The 22196-nt window shown below is 62.6% G+C and carries 19 protein-coding genes and 1 pseudogene; 6 read left to right on the top strand and 14 right to left on the bottom strand.

All coding sequences use genetic code 11. The features are described from left to right. A pseudogene (locus QH270_RS30085) lies at positions 1-129 on the top strand (IS5/IS1182 family transposase); the annotation flags it as partial. Between the two features lie 9 nt (positions 130-138). On the opposite strand, the gene QH270_RS30090 reads toward QH270_RS30085, so the two are convergent. The 11 genes from QH270_RS30090 to QH270_RS30140 form a co-directional block, all read right to left on the bottom strand. Continuing rightward, a complete protein-coding gene (locus QH270_RS30090; RefSeq protein ID WP_067645137.1) occupies positions 139-1353 on the bottom strand; it encodes a cytochrome P450 in 1215 nt (404 codons plus the stop codon). Next, positions 1350-1880, bottom strand: a complete 531-nt coding sequence (locus tag QH270_RS30095) for a PaaI family thioesterase (protein WP_022565926.1) — start codon at positions 1878-1880, stop codon at positions 1350-1352. The genes QH270_RS30090 and QH270_RS30095 overlap by 4 nt, the downstream gene beginning before the upstream one ends. Positions 1881-2162: 282 nt before the next feature. Further along, entirely contained in the window at positions 2163-3794 is a 1632-nt protein-coding gene (locus QH270_RS30100; protein ID WP_280347664.1) for a long-chain fatty acid--CoA ligase, read from the bottom strand. Between the two features lie 82 nt (positions 3795-3876). After that, positions 3877-4944, bottom strand: coding sequence for a BtrH N-terminal domain-containing protein (locus tag QH270_RS30105; protein WP_067645144.1), 1068 nt, complete (start codon positions 4942-4944; stop codon positions 3877-3879). Positions 4945-4993: 49 nt separating this feature from the next. After that, complete coding sequence (locus QH270_RS30110; RefSeq protein ID WP_062984877.1) at positions 4994-5830, bottom strand: SDR family oxidoreductase; 837 nt, start codon at positions 5828-5830, stop codon at positions 4994-4996. Continuing rightward, positions 5827-7353, bottom strand: coding sequence for an aldehyde dehydrogenase family protein (locus tag QH270_RS30115; protein WP_280347667.1), 1527 nt, complete (start codon positions 7351-7353; stop codon positions 5827-5829). Before QH270_RS30115 ends, QH270_RS30110 begins: the two co-directional genes overlap by 4 nt. Next, complete coding sequence (locus tag QH270_RS30120) at positions 7350-8075, bottom strand: transglutaminase domain-containing protein (protein WP_019050200.1); 726 nt, start codon at positions 8073-8075, stop codon at positions 7350-7352. Before QH270_RS30120 ends, QH270_RS30115 begins: the two co-directional genes overlap by 4 nt. Next, positions 8072-9532, bottom strand: coding sequence for a cytochrome P450 (locus QH270_RS30125; protein ID WP_084457605.1), 1461 nt, complete (start codon positions 9530-9532; stop codon positions 8072-8074). The genes QH270_RS30120 and QH270_RS30125 overlap by 4 nt, the downstream gene beginning before the upstream one ends. A 64-nt stretch (positions 9533-9596) precedes the next feature. Further along, positions 9597-10799 (bottom strand): NAD(P)/FAD-dependent oxidoreductase, encoded by a 1203-nt coding sequence (locus QH270_RS30130; RefSeq protein WP_067645152.1) that lies wholly within the window; start codon positions 10797-10799, stop codon positions 9597-9599. Next, positions 10796-12184, bottom strand: a complete 1389-nt coding sequence (locus QH270_RS30135) for a cytochrome P450 (RefSeq protein WP_067645155.1) — start codon at positions 12182-12184, stop codon at positions 10796-10798. The genes QH270_RS30130 and QH270_RS30135 overlap by 4 nt, the downstream gene beginning before the upstream one ends. Positions 12185-12207: 23 nt before the next feature. Next, a complete protein-coding gene (locus QH270_RS30140; RefSeq protein WP_019050196.1) occupies positions 12208-12528 on the bottom strand; it encodes a 2Fe-2S iron-sulfur cluster-binding protein in 321 nt (106 codons plus the stop codon). A 118-nt stretch (positions 12529-12646) separates the two neighbouring features. Here QH270_RS30140 and QH270_RS30145 point away from each other — a divergent pair, with 118 nt between their 5' ends. Next, complete coding sequence (locus QH270_RS30145; protein ID WP_030204276.1) at positions 12647-13648, top strand: helix-turn-helix domain-containing protein; 1002 nt, start codon at positions 12647-12649, stop codon at positions 13646-13648. A 503-nt stretch (positions 13649-14151) separates the two neighbouring features. Here the strand turns inward: QH270_RS30145 and QH270_RS30150 are convergent. Continuing rightward, positions 14152-14850, bottom strand: a complete 699-nt coding sequence (locus QH270_RS30150; RefSeq protein WP_067645158.1) for a TetR/AcrR family transcriptional regulator — start codon at positions 14848-14850, stop codon at positions 14152-14154. Between the two features lie 128 nt (positions 14851-14978). Here QH270_RS30150 and QH270_RS30155 point away from each other — a divergent pair, with 128 nt between their 5' ends. The 4 genes from QH270_RS30155 (at position 14979) to QH270_RS30170 (ending at position 18739) form a co-directional block, all read left to right on the top strand. Next, the gene (locus QH270_RS30155) at positions 14979-16577 is read left to right on the top strand and encodes an MFS transporter (RefSeq protein WP_067645161.1); all 1599 of its coding nucleotides are present in this window, start codon (positions 14979-14981) and stop codon (positions 16575-16577) included. Further along, on the top strand, positions 16574-17023 hold the full coding sequence (locus tag QH270_RS30160) for a universal stress protein (protein ID WP_022565929.1): 450 nt from the start codon (positions 16574-16576) through the stop codon (positions 17021-17023). The genes QH270_RS30155 and QH270_RS30160 overlap by 4 nt, the downstream gene beginning before the upstream one ends. Positions 17024-17045: 22 nt before the next feature. Next, positions 17046-17588 carry a PaaI family thioesterase gene (locus tag QH270_RS30165; RefSeq protein WP_051719635.1) on the top strand — a complete coding sequence of 181 codons (543 nt, stop codon included), beginning with the start codon at positions 17046-17048 and terminating at the stop codon, positions 17586-17588. 191 nt (positions 17589-17779) lie between these two features. Beyond that, a complete protein-coding gene (locus QH270_RS30170; protein ID WP_280347674.1) occupies positions 17780-18739 on the top strand; it encodes a protoglobin domain-containing protein in 960 nt (319 codons plus the stop codon). A 1001-nt stretch (positions 18740-19740) separates the two neighbouring features. On the opposite strand, the gene QH270_RS30175 is transcribed toward QH270_RS30170, so the two are convergent. Both QH270_RS30175 and QH270_RS30180 read right to left on the bottom strand, forming a co-directional pair. Beyond that, a complete protein-coding gene (locus QH270_RS30175; RefSeq protein WP_376739967.1) occupies positions 19741-21180 on the bottom strand; it encodes a flavin-containing monooxygenase in 1440 nt (479 codons plus the stop codon). 62 nt (positions 21181-21242) lie between these two features. After that, the gene (locus QH270_RS30180; protein ID WP_067645167.1) at positions 21243-22172 is read right to left on the bottom strand and encodes a reductase; all 930 of its coding nucleotides are present in this window, start codon (positions 22170-22172) and stop codon (positions 21243-21245) included. Between the last annotated feature and the right edge of the window lie 24 nt (positions 22173-22196).

Consider the following 22196-nt stretch of genomic DNA (forward strand, 5'->3'; position numbering starts at 1 on the left):
ACCATCGCCCTGCTCCACCAGTACCGACGCCTGGCCGTCCGATGGGAACGCCGCACCGACATCCATTACGGATTCTTGAACCTCGGTGCCGCGCTGATCTGTTGGCGACGCCTCAGCAATCAAACCTGATAGGAGCTCTTATGCGGTGACCACCTTCAAGGTCGAAAGTCCGCGAAAAGACAGCCCGGTGCGCCAGCGGGGCTGCTCGACCAGCCGAAGATCGGGAAATCGGGACGCCAGGAGCGGGAACAATATTGCCCCTTCGAGCCGTGCAAGCGGTGCGCCGAGGCAGAAATGGATGCCGGCCCCGAACGACAATGGCGGGACCCCGGTTCGGGTGATGTCGAGACTGTCGGGGTCGTCGAACCGATCCGGGTCTCTGTTGGCTGCCCCAAGCAGGATCAGTACGACCTGACCGGGATGTAAATCAACTCCCGCCAGTCGCGTCGGCTGGAGCACCGTACGCCCATTGGTCTGGACGGGGGACTCATAGCGCAATAGTTCTTCGACTGCGTTGCTCGCCAACTCTGGCCTGGCACGAAGTTCGCGCATTTGGTCAGGGTGGGCGAGCAGCGCGGCGACGCCGTTGCCGATCAGGTTCGTGGTGGTCTCGAACCCTGCCGCAAACAAAAGAATCGCGGTGCCGACGCATTCGTCGTCGTCTAGGATGTCGTCGCCATTCGCGACGGCGAGCCGGCTCAGTAGGTCATCGGTAGGGCGGGCGCGTTTGACCGCCAACAGGTCAGCGAAATATGCGGCAAGTTGGTCTTCGGCGTCGCAGGCTGCTGTCAAGGCTGCGATATCGGCACCGGGTTCGAGCGAGGCCAGCAGGGCCCGCACCAGTGGGGCTGCTACCGCTCTATCAGTAAAGGGCACCCCGAGTAGATCTCCAATCACATTCACGGGCAGCGGGAGCGCCAGATCGTTGATGATGTCGACGGAGACCCGTGCTTCCATGACATTGAGCAAGTGATTGACCTGTGTGACGATGCGGCCGCGCAACTCGTCGATGTGCCTCGGGGTGAACACGTCGGCGACCAACCGACGCAGCCGGTGGTGGTCAGGAGGGTTGCGGAACAGCATGGTGCGTCGGAACCGGTGCATGGCCTGATGTTGCAGCTCTTCAGGAATGTCGGACAAGCCGAAGCCCAGCGACTCGTCGGCCTTGCCGAGGCTGCGGTCGCGGAGCGCCGCCGCGCAATCGTCGTAGCGGCTCAATACCAGCACGCCCGATCGTGTAACCAACACTGGTTGCGTCTGGCGCAGCCGCCGGAACGCCTCGTAAGGTCCGGCCGAGCCGTGATCGGTTAGCAAGGCGTCCAGGAGCAGTGCTCGCTCGCTCGGTACAGTCATGCCTGTCTCCTTGCACTCACCGGCGACTGCAAGAAATGTTTGACATCGACCACAATGAACAGTGCTGTGGCCGTGACAACCAAATGTCCCCCTGCATCCTCGATTCTGGCCCCGAGATGTAATTTCCGGCCATCTCGAGACCGTAGTTCGGCGTGCAGGGCGTAGGGAGTGTCGAGCTGGACCGGAGCAAGATAGTCGAGGTCGAGATGGCGCGTCACGGCGAGTTCGCCGACGGTGTATAGCAGGAAACCGAATAGGTCGTCGACTACTGTCGCCACAGCGCCCCCGTGCACTATTCCGGGCGCTCCTACATGACGTCGATCGAATCGGTGGTGAGCGACCACGCCGCCTGCGCAGCGCTGGGCCGTCAGAAAATGCCCATGCGGGTTGGCCGGTCCACAACCGAGACAGTTGGGATGGTGGGGAGGCAACTCAGTCGATCGAGGTTCCAAAAGTCGGAACGAACGCACCCATTCCTCCAAGTCAGGATCGGACGACCTGCCGCCCGTGTCCGATAGATTGCTCATGGTCAGCCTTCCTGTCGATGAAGCCGCACCCAACACCGATCTCGAGCGTGACCACTATGCAAATACATATCGCGCACGCCAGAGGGGGTGCGCAGCCGGTGGCCCCATTCCACCACCACCGGCGCGAAACGTGCCGTGCACTGGGAGGTGACTCCCATCTTCATTTGCAGCCTTTCGCCGATGTCGACGTGCACGGTAATGTCGCCGGTGTCGCGAAAGCTTCGCACTATGGGTATCAATGTCCTGTTCCGTCCTACTCAGGACCAGGCATGGAGATAATTCCTAAATCTCGACGACGGTCAGCTCGCCGTTCGCATGCAGGGTGCGCAACCGCTTCTTATCGAACTTGCCGACCGAGGTCTTGGGCACCTCTGCGGTGAAGCTCCAGCGCTCAGGCAGCCACCACGTGGCGACCTTGCCGTCGAGGAAGTCACGCAGTTGGGCAGGTGTTACTTGCCGCCCGTCGCGTACGACGATCACAGCGAGGGGGCGTTCCTGCCACTTCTCATCCGGGACCCCGATTACTGATGCCTCGAGCACGTCGGGGTGACCGGCGAGCAGAAGTTCGAGCTCGACCGAGGAGATCCACTCCCCGCCGGACTTGATCACGTCCTTGGTGCGGTCGGTCAGCGTGACAAAGCTGCGTTCGTCGATCCGGCCGACATCGCCGGTGCGCAACCAGCCGTCCTGGAACTTATCCCCGCCATCCTCTTCGCCGATGTACGAGCCGGTAATCCAAGGTCCGCGCACTTGCAACTCACCGACGGCTTCGCCGTCGTGCGGGAGCTCATTGCCTCCGTCGTCGACGATCCTCAGCTCGACTCCTGCAACCGGACGACCTTGGGTCGCTCGCAGACGCCACCGCTCCTGGGCGTCGAGCGACGCCGGCGGCCGCGCGACAGCCGCTAGTGGCGAGGTCTCGGTCATTCCCCACGCCTGTACAACCTGTACGTTGTACCTCTCTTCGAAGGCCTTCATCAGATGAACGGGTACAGCTGAGCCACCGCAAGCGACCAGGCCTAGAGACGAGATGTCGTAGCTGGGGTTGGAATCCAGGAAGTCCAAGACGTCGTTCCAGATGGTCGGGACTGCCCCGGCGATGGTTGCCTTGTGGACGTCGATCAGCCGCACGAGCGGCTCGGCCTGTAGGAACCGGTCAGGCATGAGCAAGTCGGCACCCGCCATGAGTGCGGCGTAGACCAGCCCCCAGGCGTTCGCGTGGAACATCGGGACGATGGGGAGGATTCGGTCATCGCTGCTCACGCTCAGTCCGTCGGCGGCGCAGGCCGCCATCGAGTGGAGGTAAGTCGACCGGTGGCTATAGGCGACACCTTTGGGGTCGCCGGTGGTGCCAGAGGTGTAACAGGCCGCGGCCGCAGACTGCTCGTCGAGGTCTGGCCAGTCGAACGTCTCGGGCTGGGCGGAGATGAACTCCTCGTAATCAACGACTGTCAGTCCCTCACGGTGCAGCGGGGTAAGGTCCACATCTCCGGTGACAACGATGGTATGCACGCTAGTGAGCTGCAGCAACACTGAGGCCATCATGGGTACTAGGCTTCCATCGACAATCACGACTTGGTCCTGAGCGTGGTTACCGATGTAAACAAGCTGATCGGAGGCGAGCCGTAGATTCAGGGTATGCAGCACCGCTCCCATCGAGGGCACTGCGCAGTAGGCCTCCACGTGCTCCTGGTTGTTCCACATGAGGGTCGCGACGCGCTCATCGCCTGTGATCCCGCAAGCCCGCAATGCGTTGGCCAACTGAGCGGACCTCCGTCCGATTTCGGAGAACGTAGCAACCTTCACGCTTCCGTCAAGTTGCAAAGTCCGCACGGTCGCCGAGCCGTGCACACTCGAGCCGTGGCGCAGAATCGCCGCGGTCGTCAACGGGACGTTCATCATCGTGCTCTGCATAGCATTTCCTCATTCAAGAGTGTCTTCGAACGTAGGCGATCTGGGGGTTGATTCGCCGCTGGCCGGCGACATGGGGCTGCTGTCAGCGATCCGCAGCCGTCAGCGAACTGGAAGCAGCCTCCAGGGACGCGACCAGGTCCAACTCCAGCTCTGGTAGTTGGCTAGCGGCCGAGGCCACCCCGGCCAGGCGAACTCGTATATCAACGTCGCGGCGGATACCGGCACGCGCAGTGGCGGTCCACGCCTGCGCACAACGGCTGGCCGCTACGGCGAGTTGAGCGGTGGCGGAGTCCCCGGTCAGACGAGCGACATCTGCGCAGCCATCGGCTAGCAATCGGCGGAACAGCCCGCCGCCAGTACCTGCCTTCTCAATGAAAGCGCTCAGGCTGAACAGGAGAGTCTCGAGGTCGTCCACCGGAAGATCGGCCCAGGTCTGAATGTCGGCCGCCAGCTGCACCGCCGCGGCCAAGCCCTCCGCACCGGATGCCGCTGTCCTGAGATCGACGATCCCGGGTTGCGATGGGCGGCGCATTCCGGCTGCGGACTGTCGAAATGCCTCCGCCGCTACTTCCGCCACGTCCGGCAGCGCACTCGGCCAGCTGATGCGGTATGTACAGTGGCGCGTCGGTTGCGGGAAAGACTTCGAGGACCGCGCCCGAGCCAGTGCATCGAGCGGGACTTTCTGCACCTCGGCGCGGTCATTGTCTACGACAAAGGCGATCCCCTCGGCCTCGTCGTGACCGATCACGACGATGTCGTGGCGACTCATCTGGAATTGGACGCGGAGGTACGGCAACTCACCGATATCTCCCCATACCAGGCTGGGTCTGCCTGCTTCGAGCTCGTCGAGAACCCATGACCACCCCTCTCGGGGATCATCGGTCGTGAGAACCTGGACTTGCGCGCCGAGTCGGCGGGGCAGATCAATTTCGAAGTCGGCGCCTCGTCCTACCAGGTACAGCGGTGGAACGAGGTCGCTTGACCGGAGGTATGATAACCCCAGTGCGCCGCCGAGAGCGAACACCAGACCTTCGTCGGGCGGCCCATCCCACCCCAGTCCATGCCAATGCAGAAGATCCCGCATAGCGCCAGAACCGCAGTGTCCCCCCATCTTGTGCGGGTAGTCATCGACCAGGGTCCTGCGGGGCATGTGAATCCTTTCGGGTGAATGAGGGGGCCAACGGGGATCGAAGACCGGGTCAGTGGGTCCGGATTCTGTCCAGGTAGGCCTGGCGGGCCGCTGTGTCGACGCCGTCGAGAAATACCGAGTCCGTGCCCAGCGCGGATCCGAGCCTGGCGGTCAGCCAGCCAGGGACGAACTTCATCGCCGCGACCAATACGCCGGCCAGGCGAGTGACGCGTACGAATGGACGCGGGCGCTCGATAAGATCGGCTGTCGCACGCGCGATCTCCTCGGGCTCGGCATTGCGCAGTCCCTTGGCACCAGCGGTTCCCGCGACGAGCTCGGTGTTGGTGAATGTGGGCCTAACGGTGGACAGCTCGACGCCTGACGTGCGGTACTCGTGCCGTGCCGCCTCGGTGAATCCGATGACCGCGAATTTGGTACCGCAATACGTCGCCAGTCCAGGCACAGCGAGCTCGCCGGCCAGCGACGCGGTGTTGATGATGTGCCCAGCGCGCCGCGGCAGCATTCGCTGAAGGGCTAGTTTGGTCCCAAAGACGACTCCCAGGACGTTGATCTCGACCTGCCTCCGGGTCACCGTGTCGTCTTCCTCGTGTACGTGACCAGTGGGCATGATGCCCGCATTGTTGATCAGCACGTCGAGGGGGCCGAGCTCTTCCTCGACCAGCTCGAGAAATTGCCGAAACGAAGTGGGGTCGGTTACGTCGAGGTGGGTAACGATCTTCACGCCGAGTTCGGTGGCGGCCTCCTGAGCGCGCTTCTCATCGACATCGCCGATGGCGACGCGGTGGCCTCGTCGAATCAGCTCCTTCGCGGTCTGGTAGCCGATGCCGCGGGCCCCGCCGGTGATAGCTACGGTCTTTGCGGCGGTGCGGGCACGGTGTGTCGTCACTTGCTGTTCTCCTTGTTGAGGCCGAGGCGCTGCCATAGGCCGCGACCGGCCGCCGCGCGCAACACTCTTCCGGCCATGGCCGCGCGCCGCGGGGTGTACGGGTACCAGGTGAGTTCTCGCGACAGGACAGGGATCCGTGGCTCTGTCACTGCCTGTACCCGGCAGTACTTGCGTAGCCCGTGAGCTCCGCCGAGCCGAGCACCGATGCCCGAGGCCTTCCATCCACTGTGCGGCAGTGTGGTGGCGAACAGGTTGCTGAAGACATCATTTATGTTGACAGCTCCCGCGTTTAGCTGTAATGCGATGCGCTGAGCACGAGCATGGTCTCGGGTCCACACCGTCGCAGACAAGCCGTACGCCGAGTCGTTGGCCAGGCGGATGGCCTCGTTCTCATCCGCGACCTGCATCACCGGAATCGTGGGACCGAAGGTCTCCTCGGTCATGCAGGCCATCGTGTGGTCGACACCGACCAGGACCGTCGGAGCGTAGTAGTTTCCGACCGCACTCCGAGTTCCGCCAGCCAGAACCCGCGCACCTGCCACCACTGCCTCGCTGACGTGGCGATCGGCAATGTCGACCTGCCTCGCGGTGACCATTGCGCCCACGTCGCGACCGGCCGCACCATGGGCGAGGGACCGCACACGTTGGGTCAGCCGCGCCACGAACTCGTCGTAAACCTCAGATACCACATACACCCGCTCGACAGAGATGCATACCTGTCCCGCGTTGAACAGAGCGCCCCACGCGATTCCCTCCACCGCACGAGCAAGGTCGGCGTCCTCCAGCACGATCGCCGGATCTTTGCCGCCAAGCTCCAGACTCATCGGCTTCAAATGCTCGGCACAGCGGATCGCGACCGCACGCCCGGTGGCGGTCGAGCCGGTGAACTGTACAAAGTCAGCGGCATCGACCACGGCTGCGCCCGAATCGCCATCACCTACAACGTGCGCCAGAACCGCGGGGGCGCCGATCTCGTGCCAGCCCTCGATGATCCGCGCGCACGTCAGCGGCGTCTCCTCCGAGGACTTCGCCAGGACCGCGCAGCCGGCTGCCAGCGCGGGCGCTGCGTCCATGAGGAAGAGGGTGATCGGGAAGTTCCACGGCATGATCATGCCGACGACCGGGAAGGGGTGATAGGTCGTAGTGAGTCGTTTCGACAAGGTCAGCAGGCTCGAGGACCTGACCTGCTCGCCGGCGAGAAACTGCGCGGCATGGTCGGCGTAGTAGCTGATGAACTCGCACGATGCTGTCGTCTCCACCAGGGCGTCGGGACGCACCTTGCCTGTCTCGGCTTGCAACAAGTTGGTGAGCTCGTCGGTGTGATCAAGGATCCAGTCCCGCCAGCGATGCAGCCATTTGGCGCGTTGGCGTGGGCCGGCTTCGCCCCACCCGACCTGAGCGTCTCGAAGATCAGCAGCGACGAGACTTACTGTCTCGCGGTCGTCGACAGCGACGGTTGCGATGAGCCGACCGTCGGCGGGGTTGCGCACGTCCAAGACGCCCGCTGGGATCGTCGCGCTCATCGGACCTCCGTAGGTGAATGGGGATCGCGGGCGATCCCGTCGGGATGGGTGCGGTGGGCGCGTGTATCGGTGAAAGCGTCAGCGATCACCTGGGGCCGCTTGAAGATAAGAGGCCCATAGGTGCGGCGAAGTTCGGCCAGGATCGCGTTCAACGGCAAGTCGTCGTAGACGCCCCGCTCGCGGACGTACTCCATATGCTCGGCTCCGTCGGCAGAAAAGGCGTGCAGTAGTGCATCGCGATCGCCGTCGAAATCCACCGGCGGCACACCGAAACGCGCACACAACTCGGTGTTGAACGCGGGCGTCGCCTTCAACCACCGGCCGTCGATATTGAGGAGGCTGTAACCGTGATAGACGAACAGGTCTGTGCCACCCATGAGCGCTCGCAACGCGTCTGTCTGCAAGTGATTGCGGACGTCAGCGAAGCCAAGCACCGCAGGGATCCCCGCCGCACGGCACACCGCGGTCAAGAGCACCGCCTTCGGGACGCAATAGGCGCGCCCGGACTCGAGGACGAAGCTCGCGCGATAGTGGGCAGGGTCGTCAGACACCGTGTAGGGGTCATACCAGACCCGGTCGCGAACGGCGGCGAAGAGACGCTTCGCCTTCTCTCGGCCGGTGCTCGCGTCGCCGATCACAGTGGCGGTGAACTCCCGGACTAACTCGTGCTCGATGTCGAGGAAGTCGGTCGCTCCCAAGAATGTCATCCGGTCCGTTTTCATCTGTGCTCCAGGTCTATCGGCAATCCGTCGACGGGAATTGGGAGCGAGGTGTTGTCCCACCTGGCTTCATACTGGTCAGGGACCGTCCAGGTGTAGGTTCGCAGCATGTGATGCAGGATCGCCTTCACCTCGAGAGTGCCGAAATGCAGGCCGATGCACTTGTGCACGCCTCCTCCGAAGGGGATCCACCCGAGGCGATGATTCCGGTCCTCATGCCGCGGCTCGGTGAAGCGGTCAGGGTCAAAAGTGTCTGGATCGGTCCAGTACGATTCGTCGAAGTGGTTCACCGCCGGAGCCACGGCTACCAGTGTGTTTGCGGGGATTTGGTGTCCGGCGATTTCGACATCCTCGATGGTCTTACGCATCATGATCGGCACGGGCGCCACCAGCCGTAGCGTCTCCTTGATCACCAGGTCGAGAGTCTTCAGCGCGTCCAGGTCGTCGATAGTTGGGCGACGTCCGCCCAGTTGGTCGGACTCGGCCCGAGCCCGTTCCTGCCAAGCTGGATGCTTGGCGAGGAAGTAGACGGCAGCGGTGCTGGTGATGGTCGAGGTGTCGTGTGCCGCCATCATCAAGAAGATCATGTGGTTGACGACGTCCTCATCGGTGAAAGCTTGACCGTCGGCCGTGCGGGCATGGCACAGCGCCGCAAAAAGGTCCTCTCCCTGGGCGCTCCGCGCCGCCGGCAGGTGGAAGGTGAAGTAGTCCTCCAGGAGCGCACGCCCACGGACTCCGGCCCGCCACCGAGTCCCCGGCAGCGGGAAACGGATGATCGAGCTGGCCGCACGCACGGCCGCCACGAAGGCGTCGTTGATGGCGTCAGTGTCCTCACTGCCACCCCGATCCGCCATGAAGACTTTCGTCGCTACGTCAAGGGTCAGGCCCTTCAGCAGTGGATAGATGCGTGTGGACTGGCCCGCTGGCCACGCGGGAATACCGGTCTCGAGCGGCGGCCCGAGCTGGTCCACATAGGCGGTCAGGCGGTCGCGGGTGAACGCCTCCTGCATGATTCGTCGATGCATCCTGTGCTCGTCGAAGCTCATCAGCATCAGACCCCGGTGAAAAAAGGCGTCGATGAGATACGCCCACCCGTCCTGTGAGAACGATTTCGCCTTGACGGTCAGCGCCTCCTGCATGGCATCTGGACCGGCCACCATCACAATCTTCGTGCCGAAGGCGCCCATCCATGAGACGGGCCCGAATCGCTGGTACCTGGCCCGGGTGAAGCTGGATCCGAAACGGATGTAGTCCAGGGTGTGACCGAGCACAGGCAGACCAGCGGTCCCTCGGATCGGCTTGAGGCCCGACCCTGCGGGGGGCATTGCCAGCTCACGGACAGGCCACTGATCACTGGCCCGCAGGAGGGCCGCATCGACCCGGCTCGGCAGTGGCGCCAGGAGGACTGACGAGAGTCGCTCCCGACTCTTCGCCAGCGGCAGATGGATGGCGTACGTCACTGACATTCCTTTCTGAATGCTGTTCGCACGCAGTCGTCGTGCGAGTCGCCCGAGAGTCGGTCACTCAGGGCGAGCCAGCGAGCACCAGTTCTGCCCGGCTTATGCGAAGCTGCTGGGTGATGGCCCGCTTGCTGAAGATGAAGTCACGGGGGCGATTGATGCAGTCGGCGGCAATCAGCTCGCCAGCACGGAGGTAGAAGCATGTGAATTCGCGGCCCCGGGTAGGATCTCCGCTGAGTACGACTTCGTCGTAGCCGGTGTTCAGACCGGCGATCTGGAGCTTGAGATCGTATTGATCCGACCAGAACCATGGAAGCGCAGCTATGTTCTTTGACTTCCCGCAGATGGTCGCGGCAGCGACCTTGGCCTGCTCGCCCGCGCTGGGTACAGATTCCAGGCGTATGCGACGGCCGTAACGGGCCATGTCGTGACTGGCGCAGTCCCCAGCGGCCATGATGTTGTGGTCGCTGGTCCGACTCTGGCCGTCGATCACGATCCCGTTGTCGACCAGCAGACCCGCGCCGGCGGCGAGTTCGGTATTCGGCTCCACGCCGATGCCGACAATGACGAGGTCGGCAGGAATTGATTCGCCGCTGGACAGGAATACCTCTCGGATCCTGACGTCTCCGGATAGGGCCTCGACTAGCGCGCCTGTTCGGATGTTCACGCCCTCCTGTCGGTGAATTCGGTCGAAGAACGCGGATACCTCGGGGGCGGTGACCCGTTCGAGGACGCGTTCGGTAGCCTCGAGCACAGTGACCTGCAGACCCAGCGCACGCAACGAGGCGGCCGTCTCCAGTCCGATATATCCGCCGCCGATGATCACGACCCGGCGCCCCGGGCTGCTTTCCTCTCGGATCATCTCGACGTCCGCCGCGGAGCGTAGGTAATAGACCCCGGCCAGGTCGACACCGGGCACGGGGAGTCGACGGGGGCGAGCGCCCGTGCACAGTGCGAGCTTGTCGTAGGGCACTTCGTCGCCGGTGCTCAGTGAGAGCAGGCCAGCCGAACGGTCGATCGCCTCCACCGTTGCATCCACGAGTTGGATTTCCTGCTTGTTATAGAACTCGGCGCTGCGAATCGCGAGCTCGTCGAGGGTTTGCTTCCCTGCCAGGTATGCCTTCGACAGCGGAGGGCGGTGGTATGGTAATACCGCCTCTTCTCCAATGATGGTGATCTCGTCGGTCCATCCTTCTTGGCGCAGACTGCCGGCGAGTTGGACCCCGGCGTGGCTGCCCCCGACGATGACGGCCCGCCGCGTGGTCATATGCTAGTTTTCGGGGTGAGACGGACCATCATCTTGCTGATGCCCCGCACAAAGTTGGACTGCACGTACTCGGGCTCCTCGACAACCTCGATATTTTCGAAGCGAGGAAGTAGCTCCTCCCAGAGGATCCGCAGCTGCAGCTCGGCGAGCCGGTTGCCCATACAGCGGTGAACACCGAAGCCGAAGGCTATGTGGTTGCGGGCGTTTGACCGGTCGATGATGAAATCGTCGGGGCGTTCGAATACTCGCTCGTCGCGGTTTCCCGAGGCGTACCACATCACTACCTTGTCGCCCTTGCGGATGAACTGCCCGTTAAGAACGGTGTCAGCTCTGGCGACACGGCGCATGTAGGCAAGCGGAGTTTGCCATCGGATGATCTCCGAGCACATGTTGGGGATCAGGTCGGGGTTCGCTTTCAGCTTCGCGAACTGTTCAGGGAAGCGGTTGAGCGCAAGAACGCCGCCGCTCATCGAGTTCCGGGTCGTGTCGTTCCCTCCGACGATCAGCAATACGAGGTTGCCCAAGAACTCCATCGGGCGGTCGATCAGGTCCTTGGTATTTTCATTGCTTTGCAACATCGTGATCAGATCGAATCCGGGCTGCTCCCCAGCGGCTGTCCGGGCCGCTTTGTCGTGCCAGAGAGCGCTGAGACCTCTCGCCATGTCGCGCATGCCGGGGAACACCTCATCGTTGTCCGATGGCCCACCGTTGGCCTGCTCCAGCGAGGTTGCGAGGTCCGACCAGTAGACGAGCTTGTGACGTTGCTCGTACGGGAAATCCAGCAGGGTCGCAAGCATCCGCGCGGTCAGTTCGATCGAGACGTTCTGCACCCAGTCGAACGGCTTATCTACGGGTAGATCGTCGAGCACCTCTTGGACGCGCGATCGAATCAGGCCCTCCATCTCGCGCAGGTTCTTCGGCGCGACCACGCCTTGAACAGCGGCCCGCTGTGCGTCGTGTCGTGGCGGGTCCATCGCGATGAACATCTCGATATCGAGGAAACGGGGCGGAGCCCCGATAACGATGAACGGCTCAGCGGAGAAGAGTTCGTGGTTCTTGTCGACGGCCACGATGTCAGCATGCCGCGTGACGGACCAGAACGGACCGAACGGACTGTCTGGCTGATAGTGGACCGGGGCCTCGTTTCGCAGGCGCGCGAAGTAGGACTGCCAGCGTCCCTGGCGGTACAGGAAAGGGTTGCTGAGGTCGATGTCGGCGAGCGCGACTTCTTCGACTGGCGGGATGGGCCTCTCGACGAAGAGCTTCTCCCCGTTCGTTCCGGTCATCCATCGGCGAGTCTTGTCATATAGGTGTGCACCCTGGATCTGTAGATCCATCGGGATGGTCGACTGAACCTTGGCGGTGATTGCTCCGGGAATCTTCATCGCGTCGTATCCGTTTCTCGCCGTTACATCTGGAACTCGGGTAGGTGGACGATCAAGCCGTCCCAGGCCGTCGATGCCATCATCTGGCACGACAGCCGGGAGGTCGGCTGGCGCTCGGGGTTCATCGCGAGCATCTCCTCCTCATCGGCGCCGGAACGCCCGACCTGCTCGATCCACTGCGGATCGACAACCACATGGCAGGTGCCGCAGGCAGCTTCGCCTCCGCAGTCCCCGTCGACGCCGGGCACAGCGTTGTTGGTCGCGACCTGCATCAGCGACTGGTCTTCCTCGATCGGCGCCTCGTGCTTCTCGCCGTCGTGGGAGACAAAGGTGACAACTGCCATAGCCAACTCCTCGATGCGTTGTCCTCAATGTGACTTGGTCCAAGTGTTGTCGAACACGGGTTCGGAGGCTATGTTCGGCAGAGTCAGAAGTTTGTGAATTCGGCTCAGAGAGACCATGGTGAACCTCAACGACGAGGGCGTGCCTCCGCTCATGTTCGTGCAACTGCTCGAGAGCCAAGCGCTCGACCCGGACGCCGCCGCTCGGCTTCGCGACATCATGGCTCGCGAAGGAATTGACGAGACGACGTTGATCCAACGCAATATCCAGGCCCCGATACGGTGGTTTCGCGAGGTCTACCCTGCACTCGATGTCGACCAGGCAACTTCGCTCGGCTTCGCGTTCGCCGAACAAGCTCAGTTGACGTCCTTCGGCCCATTGAGTTTTCCGCTGGTCAGCGCAGGCTCGGTAGCTGAGATCGTGGAGCTGCTCACCTATCTGCCTTTGATCTCGACGGCTCTCAGTCCGCAGTTCCACCCAAGTGACGAGGGACTCACCGTCGGGCTCGCCGCGCACACAGGCGATTCGGCGCTGAACTGCCTGGTCGTCGCGTATAGCGGGTCGGCACTCCTGCGCCTGCTCGACATGCTGGCCGGCGATATGCCGACCGTGACACTCCATCTGAGCTGGTCAGCGCCGAACTTTCTAGCCGATAATGAGGATGCCCTAGCTGGGCGGTTGTTCTTCGACGCTCCGACGTCATTCCTTAGTGTCCCGGCGGACACTCTCAACGAGGTATGCAGGTTCTCCGATCCGGTCGCCTATCGACTTGCCATCGTGGATCTGCAACGAACCCTCGACCAGCGAAGTAAAACCATGTCTTTCTCGGAGAAGGTACGACGGCTGCTGGAGGAAGATCCTGGAAAGCGGAGTAAAGACTGGGTCGCACACGAGCTGTCGATATCGACTAGCACACTCAAGCGGCGCCTATCCGAGGAGGGGACCACCTTTCGCGAGTTGCGCGAATCATTTCTGCGTGACCGTGCGATGCTGCGGCTACTCGACCGATCGATGTCGGTGAGTGAGATAGCTGCCGATCTCGGATATAGCGACCTCGCGAACTTCTCGCACGCCTTCAAGCGATGGACCGGTCGCTCTCCCAGCGAATTTCGACACGAATAGCACCACCCGTCCCGTCGCTGGTGGATGGAGTCTGCGCGATCTGGTGCAGATCGGTTGGGGCTGGCCCCAGGCAGGAACCCGCTGCGGCATATGACAAAAAAAACTCGCGACTTTGCCGAAACCGTGCAGAACTTTGCCGAACTCGTTGCTGCAGCCAACGGCTATCAGCGGCGTAGCCAACACCTAACACGGCGAGTAGTGAGTCGGCACCGGTCTGAATGATCTCAGCGCGTTGCCACCAGGATCCTGCCGGTGACGGCCGGGCATGAGATGGACGGAGTCGAGTCTCTCAATCGTGAAGCGCATCGACTCGGTTAGCCAGCCCTAACTGAGCCAGTTACATTGCGATGCAGGACTGCAGCACGAATCGATCGTGCCCCGCATCCAGGGCCGGAGTTGACGAGAAGGCGACGATCGGTGCCGAACCGACAGTCTTACCCGCTAGGTGGAGGGGATCGCCGGTGAGCTGGGTACTTGATCTTGTCGGCCTGCTTCGAAGCGGCTCACCCGTTATCCACGGGCGGGTATTCGGTCACTGGCACTGATCGACGGTCGGTCCCGTTTCCGACCGCGACCCTTGGGCGGGTAGCGAGAAAGTTGTCGACCAGTTGGGCGCAGTCGTCATGATCGATGGTGCGTAGTCCGGTGAGGCGCGCGAACACGATCGGGCCGAGGAGTTCGATGATGGCGAAGGTGGTGTCGAACTCGCCGAGCATCGCCCGCGCGTCGGGGCCGGTGAGGATCCGGTCGAACGGTTGGCGATATTGCTCGATGACGCGGGCACGCAGCGAGGTGACCGCTGCCGGGTCGGTGTGGTCGTCACCGATCGTTCCCATAGCCAGCCAGGCCAGCGTGGTCATCTGCACTGGGGCTTGTTCTACGAGGTCCGCCTGAGTAGTGAGTAGCGCGATGAGTTGATCGCGCACGGGCCCGTCGCCGGTCGGTGTGTCGACATGGGGAAGCAACCGTTCGAAAGTTGCCGCGAGCAGTTGGGTGGTGCTGCCGAAGTGTCGATAGAGAGTGGCGCGCGCGACCTTCGACACGCGGGTGACGGCATCGACTGTGACCGCTTCGACCCCGCCGGTGGACAGCAGATGACTGGCCGCGTCGAGCAACCGGTTGCGGGACCGCGCCAGCCGAGGATCGGCCTGCTCGTCGGCTACGGTGCGCGGATCGGCCGCGGCAGAGTCCGGCTCTGTCATGGCCGCCCTTTCCTCGATTCGTATCGCTCAATTTGATCGTGCGTGGACGTCATCTCGCTCGCCGACCCACTATGATACTAATAGTCTCACACGGAGACTATCGATCTACAACGGCGGGAGGTGCAGCGGTGAACACTTCCCGGACGGGCGCTGTCGAGATCGCCCGGTGGACCAGGGCCCAATACTGGGTGCTGGCAGTATCGTGCCTGGGGGTGGCGCTGGTCGTCGCGGCCATGGCGGCGTTGTACTCGGCGTTGCCTCAGATTGCAGTCGCGACCCGGGCGACCCAAGCCCAGCTCACCTGGATCGTTGACGGCTACACACTGGTGCTGGCGTGTCTGGTGTTGCCCGCCGGAGCCATCGGTGACCGCTATGGGCGCCGCGCGGTGCTGGTGGCGGGACTGGCGGTGTTCGCGGCCGCCTCGGCGTTGCCGCTGGTGCTGACCGACCCGGTGTGGCTCATCGCGGCACGCGCACTCGCCGGTGCTGGCGCAGCGTTAGTGATGCCATCGACCCTGTCGATTCTGACCGCAGGCTTCGCCCTAGCTCATCGCGGCCGAGCGGTGGGGGTATGGGCGGGCGTCGCCGGATCCGGAGCTGTTCTGGGGATTCTCGGTGCCGGGATGTTGCTTGAGCGGTGGTCGTGGCAATCGGTATTTGTCGGGCTGACCGTGGCGGGGATTGTGCTGGCCGGGTTGGCTTGCACGATCGCGGAGTCTCGCCAACCCGAGCATCCGCCGGTGGACGGAATTGGCGCGGCGACGGTGGCTGTCGCGATCGCGGCGATCGTGTTCGCCGCGGTCGAGGTTCCCGCACGCGGCTGGGCCGACCCGCTCGTCGCTGTCACCGCCGGTGTCGGAGTCGTGGCGGCGGTGGCGTTCGTGGCCGTGGAGCTACGGATCTCGGCACCACTGTTAGACGTGCGGTTGTTCGGACGCCGAGGCTTCGGTGCTGGCTCCCTGTCCGTGACCATTCAGTTCCTGGTCACCTTTGGGGTGTTTCTACTGTTGGTCCAGTACTTACAGCTGATTCTCGGATACGGTCCGCTGGCGTCGGCCCTGGCGCTGGCGCCGATGGTGGCGCCGCTGGCCATGATTTCCGTAATCGCGCCTTGGCTCTCGAGCATGGTGGGATTGCGGGTGATGACCGTGACTGGCCTCCTCACCATCGCTGCCGGGCTGGTGCTGGTGAGCCGGTTGGACCTCGCCGCGAACTACCTCGACCTACTGTGGCCGCTGCTGATCATGAGCGCGGGCCTGGGATTGTGTACCGCCCCGGCGACTTACGCCATCGTCGCCGACACCCCCGAGGCCAAACACGGAGTCGCCGCGGCGGTGAATGATGCCGCCCGCGAGATCGGCGCCGCGATCGGGATCGCCGTGGCCGGCAGCGTGCTGGCCGCTGGCTATACTCAGCGTATCCAGCCCGCCCTACCCCGCCTGCCCGAGTCCGCTCGCGAACCAGTTGCCGATTCCCTGGCCGCCGCCCTGCAGGTCGCCGAAAAGGGCGGACCAGCGGCCCAGCCGCTAGCCGAGTACGCCAAGGCAGCGTTCGTGCACGGCAGCGGCGAGGCCGCGCTGGTGTTGGCTGCTATTACCGCCGCAGGCGCGATCGTGCTGGCTGTGCTTGCACCCGGGCCCACCACTCGCCGATGCCGCGCACAACCCTCGTGCACGATGGCTCCTGCCTCTCGCACGTCCCCTACCCGCGAAGGACGCCCGGCATGACGGCCTATCGCACGATCCTTGTGGATACCGATGGATCCGATCGCTCCTACCGCGTGGTCGACCGCGCCGCCGAATTGGCCCACGCCACCCACGCCCGACTGGTTATCGTCGGCGTCCGCCACCACATCGACGAACGCACACTCGGAGTTGACCTCGACCGGCTGGGACCCGAGGCCTACCGGCTGCGCGGCACCAACCCGGTCGAAGCGATATTGCGCACGGCCTGCCAGCACGCCCTAGCGCACGGCGCCATCGACATCGACACCCGCATCTTGTCCGAACCCACTTTGCGTGCCCTATTGCGCCTTGCCGCCACTGCGGCGCCGGACCTCATCATCACCGCCGACTTGTGCCGGTCGACTCCGCTGGCCCGGCTGCTGTCCGATACACCGACCGAGCTCGCACGCAGAGCCCACTGCGACATCCTTATCGCCACCACCCAGTGACACACATATGCAGAAAGCACCCATGAGCCGCACATCCGATACCACAAGATCCGTATCGTCCGAGGCCGAGGAGAGTACGCCCCTCTTCCCTGTGGTTCCGCCGGAATGCCAAGACTTGCCGCCCCATCATGATCATTGCCTCGGTTGTGGGCCAGCCAATCCGCACGGCCACCAGTTGAGCGTCCGACGTGACGCGGAAGGTGTCTACGCCCGTCACACGTTTGACTCCCGCCACGTTGGCGCCCCAGCGATCGCCCATGGCGGCGCAGTCGCCACCGTCCTCGACGACCTGTTCGGGTTCCTCCTCTACACCGTGGGAGAACCCGCCGTCACCCGCCACCTCTCCATCGACTACCTCTCCCCGGTTCTACTCGACACCCCGTATATCGCCCGCGCCCATCTTCATTCCCGCCAGGGTCGCAAACTGAACCTTCGGGCCACCATCGAAGACGACCATGGCCACATGGTTACAACCGCTACTGCGCTCTTTCTCGTCGTCAACATCGACCACTTCTTCCTGGCCTCACAGCGTGCCACCTCTTCAGACGTGCCACCAACGGCCTAAGCGGCGATCACGTACTGTGGCCGGCGCGATCAGGCGATGAGGACGACTTGGGTCGGGACCGCTATGCCGCCAGCGCACTCTGGGGTGCAGGCTGCTGTGGGACGGTGACCTACGGGCTTCGCTCACGAGTATGCGCTGTCTGACACGATCCGCCAAAACACTACGCACAGGATGCGGCTGTTATGACTCTAATGGGCACGCACGGTCCGGAAATCCCGGAAACGCCAAGCTTCGGTGGCCTCGTGACCACCGATGACATGGTCGCTGCTCGGAAACGATTAATGGAATTCACCGATGAAGACGAGGCATTGCTGCGGCAGTTTAGCGGAGTCGCGACAGCCGGTATGGCTGAGATCGTCGACGAACTCCGCGCCTACCTAAACGAACACCGGGACACTGCCGCACTTCTTTCTGGGCGCGACACTGAGGAACAGGTCGAACATCTTCGAAGCGATCACCTTTCCGGTTTGACGGCGGGAACCGTCGATGCTGACTATCTCATCGAGCGTATGCGTATGGCCGCGCGTCACGAGCGACTCGGCGTGAAGCCGACATGGCTTCTCGGCGCGTACAATCGGTTTCTTTGCTCTGCTGCGAGCCGGATCTGTGAATCCAGCTCATCTTCCGATCCCGAGCGTGCGTTGGCGACGCTGCTGGCGCTACAAAGGCTGGTGTTCCTCGATATCTGCCTCGCCGCCGACATCTACCTCGCCAAACGCGAGCACTCGAATCGCGAGCAGCAGAGGGCGGTGAGCGAACTCCCGACTCCGGTACTGCAGTTGATCCCAGGGCTTCTGGTGGTCCCGATCGTAGGAGAATTGGACGATCGCCGGGCTCTTAATTTGACCAATCAGCTGATGGCGCATATCCGCAATTCGAGGGCGCAGGCCGCCGTCGTCGATATCACCGGACTGCCGTCGATCGATCTCGACGTTGCTGCCCATCTGATCACAGCAGTAAAAGCATGTGCGCTTTTGGGTGCGGAGGTTATTTTCACTGGGCTTTCCGCCGAAGTCGCCCGGACGCTTGTCGACATCAGTCCACAGAAAACTACGCTCATTACATTTGTCGACTTGCAGAGTGGGGTCGAGCATGCCACACAGACACTTGGGTACGAGATGGTGATGACGTGGCCATTACGCAATACCTGATTTGGCGAAGTGCTTGGCCAGTTGCGCAGTCCCGGCTGCGGTGGGCGATCCGGCTCACCAGCCTGTGTACGTGCCGACGCGGTGCTGATTGCGAAGTAAGTCCGCCGTCGGTGAAGATGCTCAACAGCAACGTTCGCGCGCACCGCCAAACATGCCGCGCGCAGTATCTGCGGTGGGCCACCGCTGGTATCGTACGGAGCTTCGGCGGCATTCGAGTTCGGGTACCGGTCCTCATAGCTCCTAGCGTGAATCTGCATGTGTCACCGAGACACGTTGCGATGCAGGAAGTTTCGCAGCGGACCTATGTGACGGATGATTGTGGTGGTTAGCGAACCGCAACTCCCAGTGAAGCCGCCGGGAATAGCCAGCCCTCACCACACAGCCCGAGGTTGGTGTTCAAGGGGGAGTGGGGGAGGGCTGTACGTGCTGTCGGGGGCCGCTCATTCTCGGGTTCGTGTCCGGATGACCTTCTGGCGCAGGCTAATAGCTTCTGTCGGTGCGGTTGCTGTGCCGTCGCCATCAGATCAGTGCGGCATCGAGATTCAGGAATCCGTAATGGATGTCGATGCGGCGCGCCCACCGGATGGCCAGGCGCCGGTACCGGGGGAGCGGGCGCAAGTCTGCTCCACGATCCACCGGCCGCAGTGACTTTGTCCCGGGTTCCGCGGCGGGATGTAATTCGACGCAGTAAATCCCCTTGCCTGGACGGCCGAGGCCACTGGGACGGCGGATCGATAAAACTATCACCGACACGGGTTGCGAGCATGTAGTCTGTACGCCGACCTGCGACAGCGCCGGGATCGACGGCCCATTCCCATCGCGGAACCCGAGACAAAGGTCACCGCCAGTCGGCTAGTCGTGGAACAAACCATGGCCGACCCCACCAATATCGGCGAACGGTGATCGATGGAACGCCGCATCGACATCCACTATCGATTCCTGAATGTCGGTGCCGCAGTATCAGACCGCGACGACTCAGCAACTGAACCTGACAGGAGCTCCTAGGGCACAGCGTGGTAGTCGGATAGGGCGAACTGAGTCATTTGGCTACGGAATTGTCGAGCCAAGCCCGGGAAAGCCGCGGGATTAAAACCATCTTCCCCGACAGGCCAAGTAACGCATCCGGAGTTCCAAGTCGTGCGAGCCAAGTGCCGTTGAACAACCGCGTTGAATCGGTCCTGCGCTGACTTTCGTACATCAATATATCGGAGCCCCCATCGCTCCAGCGTCCGCACCGACTCTACGATGTAATCTATCTGCGCCTCCAGATAGGCTAGGGCTGTGTAGAAAGACGGACCGGAGTTCGGTCCGAAAGTGAAATGTAGGTTGGGATACCCAGAAACATGTATGCTCTTGTACGCGTAAACTCCTTCGACCCATTCTTCCTGGAGGAGACGTGCGCCACAACCACGAACCGGGAATGGTACTCCAGCCTCGCCGGGTGCATCGAAAACGATCGTATCGAAGCGGCGCTCGACGCCATCAACCGTGAGGATTCCGTGCTCCGTAAGCCGAATGATCGGGAAGGTGAGGAGTCTGCAGTTGTCCCGATCTAGAGCCGGTAAGAAATCATTTGAGATGAGCAATCGCGGACGGCACGCCCGGTTGTCCGGTGCGAGCTGCCGTCGCGCCCATCTATCTTTGACCTGAAGCCTCAACTGGATTTTAGATACCTGTTCCAGCGCGGTGGTGAGACCTGTTGTTCGAACCAAACCGTATCCGATAGACTCGTACGCCCAGAAGTGGGCACTCCAGGCTAGATCCTCGGCCAGCGGTAGTTTCTCGAATAGCGAACGTCTCCACCCTGCCGTCCCGTACTGCGGGTGGGGAAGAACCCATCGCGGTGCACTCTGAAATACGGTGACGTGGCGGGCTCGGTCCACCAACTCCGGGATCATCTGGACTGCATTGGTGCCGGTACCGACGACTGCCACCGTCAGTCCGGTGACATCGATACCGGCGTCCCATCGGGTACCGTCTATCTTGTGGCCACGAAAGTCGTCGGCGCCCACGATCTCGCGCCTGCTTGCGTTCGAGAACGGCACAGTCGCCACCACGACCGAGCGGGCAGTGATGCTCTCCTCCTCGCCACTGCTGGTCGAGACACGCACATGCCAGGTCCCTCGGGCCTCGTCGAAGTCGAGTCCGTTTACGTTGTACCCGTAGCGAATCCGTCCATCGAGACCATGCCGGGTGATCACGTCGCGCATGTAGGCGCGGACGTCTACGCCCGGCGTATACCTATGGCACCAGGCGGGATCCCGCGTGAACCAGAACGACCGCAGTGCTGACGGACGACCGCAGGATGCGTCCGGATGAACGCTCTCGCGCCACTCACCGCCGGGCTCAGGTGCGCGCTCGAGAACCACGACGTCCTCGATCCCCGCGCACCGTAATCGGATCGCGGTGCCGATTCCCGAGAACCCGGCACCTATGATCACGACTCGTGTGGGACCGGGAATTGTTTGCCCGGGGTCATCGTCTGTCGGCCGCCCCTCGTCGATCATGCTGCGGCCACCGGTTGGTAAGTGAGCTCGTTGATCCAGGAAGGAGTCGAACCGAGCCATTGTTTAGGGTAGTGCTCAGTGATCGTCAACAGGGCATTGCCGAGTAGTCGATGATAAGGGTGTGACTGGTCCATGACCATTTCACCGTAGTACTTGACGAGTTGGTAGATCGGATTGCGGCGGGTGGCGACGCTCCGGTCTCCGATAATGCCGAACTTCCGAATCGCGTCGAAGAGCTTCTGTTCGTCGAGTCCCATCGCGATGATGCTGTCGTGCATACGGGTCAGCAGGGGCAACCCGGTGAGGATGCCGATGAGTAGGGATGGGCGCAGCGCGGCGCCGGCGGCTTCGATCAGCAGTCGGTGTATCGGCCCCGCTCCAATCATGTCCAGCACATGGAAATCCACAGCTAGGTGACGGGACTCATCGGCATTGATCCGCTGAAAGACCTTGTGGCACAGGGGATCCTGGATCTCCTCAAGTAGGAACTTCAACAGTGCTCCGTCGAGTGCCACCTCGAGCATCGGAATCGCTGAGCCTAGTACGGACAGCGGCAGATCGTCTGCGTAGCTGTCCAGCCATGCGATGGCTAGTCGGATGTTGATATTCGGTTCTGGGATCTCGTCGTCATCGAGCATTCCCCAACGGCGCATGAGGGCCAGCTCGGCGTTTGCGTGCTTTTGTTCCTCGGCCTGGAAGTAGCGGTAGATCTCAGCTAGCGTATTGTCCTTGGTTTGACGGCCGAGCGCGACGAAGGCACGCGAGCCGACCTGCTCGATCCAGACCAGATCGGACATGAATTGCTTGACCTGCGGGAGCTGCTCGGCCGTTATCGTGTCCGCGCCGGGCTCCGCCCAGTCGAAGTCGCCGAGTGCCCATTGGCGTTGTTTTATGATTTCTAAGGTGTGCGGCAAATCGATTGACATCGCTCTACTCCTTCGCGAATATGG

Source organism: Nocardia neocaledoniensis (assembly GCF_029868625.1).
Taxonomy (GTDB): domain Bacteria; phylum Actinomycetota; class Actinomycetes; order Mycobacteriales; family Mycobacteriaceae; genus Nocardia; species Nocardia neocaledoniensis_A.